The 2871-nt window shown below is 38.9% G+C and carries 5 protein-coding genes; 1 reads left to right on the forward strand and 4 read right to left on the reverse strand.

What is annotated here, in order from left to right:
- A partial coding sequence (locus IAQ59_RS21620; protein WP_209332937.1) for a hypothetical protein occupies window positions 1-365 on the reverse strand: 365 nt, incomplete at its 3' end.
- A 302-nt stretch (window positions 366-667) separates the two neighbouring features.
- On the opposite strand from IAQ59_RS21620, the gene IAQ59_RS21625 reads away from it, so the two are divergent.
- The gene (locus IAQ59_RS21625) at window positions 668-901 is read left to right on the forward strand and encodes a type II toxin-antitoxin system RelE/ParE family toxin (protein WP_342450741.1); all 234 of its coding nucleotides are present in this window, start codon (window positions 668-670) and stop codon (window positions 899-901) included.
- Window positions 902-928: 27 nt separating this feature from the next.
- Here the strand turns inward: IAQ59_RS21625 and IAQ59_RS21630 are convergent, their stop codons facing one another.
- The 3 genes from IAQ59_RS21630 to IAQ59_RS21640 form a co-directional block, all read right to left on the reverse strand.
- The gene (locus IAQ59_RS21630; protein ID WP_209332938.1) at window positions 929-1537 is read right to left on the reverse strand and encodes a hypothetical protein; all 609 of its coding nucleotides are present in this window, start codon (window positions 1535-1537) and stop codon (window positions 929-931) included.
- A gap of 67 nt (window positions 1538-1604) precedes the next feature.
- Complete coding sequence (locus IAQ59_RS21635; RefSeq protein ID WP_209332939.1) at window positions 1605-2036, reverse strand: hypothetical protein; 432 nt, start codon at window positions 2034-2036, stop codon at window positions 1605-1607.
- A 20-nt stretch (window positions 2037-2056) separates the two neighbouring features.
- Window positions 2057-2871: hypothetical protein (locus IAQ59_RS21640; RefSeq protein WP_209332940.1), on the reverse strand; the 815-nt coding region annotated here is incomplete at its 5' end.

Below are 2871 nucleotides of genomic sequence, written 5' to 3' on the forward strand. Positions count from 1 at the left end.
GATCCTATACCCGTAAAACTCCCAGTCAATTCCATAGCTCTTTCAAAATTGGTTCCACCAAAACCGTTGTCAAGGCCATAGAAATCCCTGAATCCATCAGTATTCATAGACATCCAATTATGATAGGGATCCCTATACTGATCTGACCAATGATTCCCCGAACCCGGGTTGGTTCGGGTAAATTTGGGCATGTGGTCAAAGGGGTTTTGGGAATAGTTTGACGCATAGGTATTCCCCGTACCCCATATTCCGGAATCATCCCCCATCAATCCCAACGGGTCATTGTAACGGACCGGATTGTTAAACCCAAAATGGTAGGGGCTTAAGCCCGGCACCATGGCTGCCAAGGGGATAAATATACACATATCCGGGTTCTGTCATAGTCATCGGGCCGACATTCAGGTATTGGTGGCTGATATCCGAACCATCTTCCGCAGCCTGCTTCCCGATCTGCTTGAAGCTGGAATTTATCAGCTTGTACTCCTGGTCAAATACCAGCGTAGTTTGTCTACTAACAAGCTATTATGTAAGCCATTGTTAATGGCATAAGGAGAATTACGGCTTTAAGGGAGGTTAAAAATATGAGGATGTTGAGGATTCTACACTCAGTTGGGGATTCCAAAAGCCTTCTCAGAAAATAAAGTCCCTGAAAGCTGATATCCTGTACTTGATTGCTTCCCTGGAAGAAGAGTCTACGCGAGGCACACCGCTTGGCAATGATTGCTACAAAATCCGGCTGGTCATTAAGTCCAAAGGAAAAGGCAAATCCGGTGGGGCAAGGATCACTACTTGCGTGAAATTGGTGGACGGTTTTGTCTACCTGCTTACCATCTACAACAAGTCCGAAAAAGAAAATATCTCTGATAAAGAACTACAGGAACTTCTCAAAGGCCTGAATTAAAAAAGCCAGACTGCTCGGGCTTTTCTACTATTTCAAAACTTCTAATGAGTTTACTATCTTATCGGCTATTGGTTCCCATTCCTGCAAATGGTTTACCGTACAATTAAACGTTCCCATCAGCAACCTGCCGTTTAATTCAGTTCCAAACATCAGATTATAAATTTGTGCATCAACCGCAGGGGAATAAAACTTAATGATAAAAAATTCCCTCCCATTAATACCCCTATAATCAGAACTAATTAATGTAATTGCAGGGGCTTGTTTCAACTGGTTTAATATTGATTCTTGCACTTTCGTAACATCAGCGACGCTAATATTATCCTTTGTATGATTAAATGCGACATTAATTTGTCCGATACTATCGGTATAAACAATGGTAGGTCTTTTGGCTGTTATAGGGTACTTTAAATTAAGCATTTCACTATCCATTATTTTAAACTCTCTGGGAATTTGAACTTTTAAAGCTTCGTTAAGCAATGTAATATAGTACAATTCAGACTTATCCGTAGGTGCAATTTTGTTTGACTGAATTTCCTTTTTAATCTCTGGGTTTCCTTTGATTGTTGCATCCTTTTCATTTTCAGATTTGCAACAAACAGTAATTAATACTATGGATATTATTAAACAGATTTTCATTTATTACATTTCATTTAAAGGCCCGGGTTAACCGGGCTTCTGTTATTTCGGTATCAAATTTCGGACACTAATACTTCTTATAATATTCATAAGTAAACTTCGATATGATTTCCTTAGTAGAATTGGCATTTTTAATGAATTCAAGTCGTTCTTTCAGATTACCATCAGAGTCCCAGAAGTATTTATTCTTATTAATTATCTTAATCAGTAAATCTTGAAATTCACCCAACTCTATTTTTTCAACTTTCTCATCGAATATCAATCTAACTTTCAATTGTTGCCCTTTCATTAAATTAAATCCCCATAGAATGCCGATTGTACTTTCTTGTTCTGCACTTTGTATCCTATATCTATTTGAATTACTATCTATTAAAATTAGTTTATTATAGTACTTATTTTTTAATGCTCTTTTATTGCACTTCTTTAGGTCTTCGTCATGTTTAATAAACTCTATATGATTTTTCCCTGAAATTGTTATGATTGGATATTGAATTTTCATTTTTCTAAATTTATAATTTCCTAATCAGCTAACCTACCACCACCTGAAACAATTGATGCTTTAAACCATGTAGGAGTGCCGTACCAAAATTGACCAACTGGACCATATGCATTTCTTCCCCATCCATGAACAGCTGAGTGCATCGCTTGACTTTCCATAGGCATTAAATTCCACATCTGATTTTTAGCCCACCAACCAGCTCCTTCTCCGCTTTTTGCTCCATTTCTCGCCCAAGCCCAGTGATGTAATTGTTGATTAGGTGCAGCAAAACCTGTTTTACCATAATCAGCCCTAAAACTGCCCCAAGTCTTATAGCTTTTGCCAAACATTTTTACACCACCTTTAGCAACACCTGTAACAATTGATTTTACCAAAAACACATCAGATATAGCAAGTGCAGCATAACCTGCTGCAATCCAATAATTCTCATTTTGAAAATGGTCAACAGCAGCTCTACCAGAACCCCAAATAGGTATCATACTTTCCCATGTCCCAGGTTGTCCGACACTCCCCCCATTTTGCTCAACAAAAACCAGTTCAGATGCTTTTGCTGACACCGTTAGTGATCCGTCATAGATATTGCCGCTTACGGTACTTGGATAATCTATCCACTTAAAACTACCAGACGTCGCACAGTTACAACTCGATCCCACGAGGGACAAAAAGTCTTCATTATATGTGCCAGAACTCGGATCTAATCCATAAAAACCGTTAAAGGTTGATGAACCCATCGACATCCAATTATGATAGGGATCCCTATACTGATCAGACCAGTGATTCCCCGAACCCGGGCCGGTAAATCCGCCAGCCTTTGGCATAAGGTCAAAGGGATTCT

Origin of the sequence: Lunatimonas salinarum (assembly GCF_017811155.1) — a bacterium.
In the GTDB taxonomy this organism is placed as follows: domain Bacteria; phylum Bacteroidota; class Bacteroidia; order Cytophagales; family Cyclobacteriaceae; genus Lunatimonas; species Lunatimonas salinarum.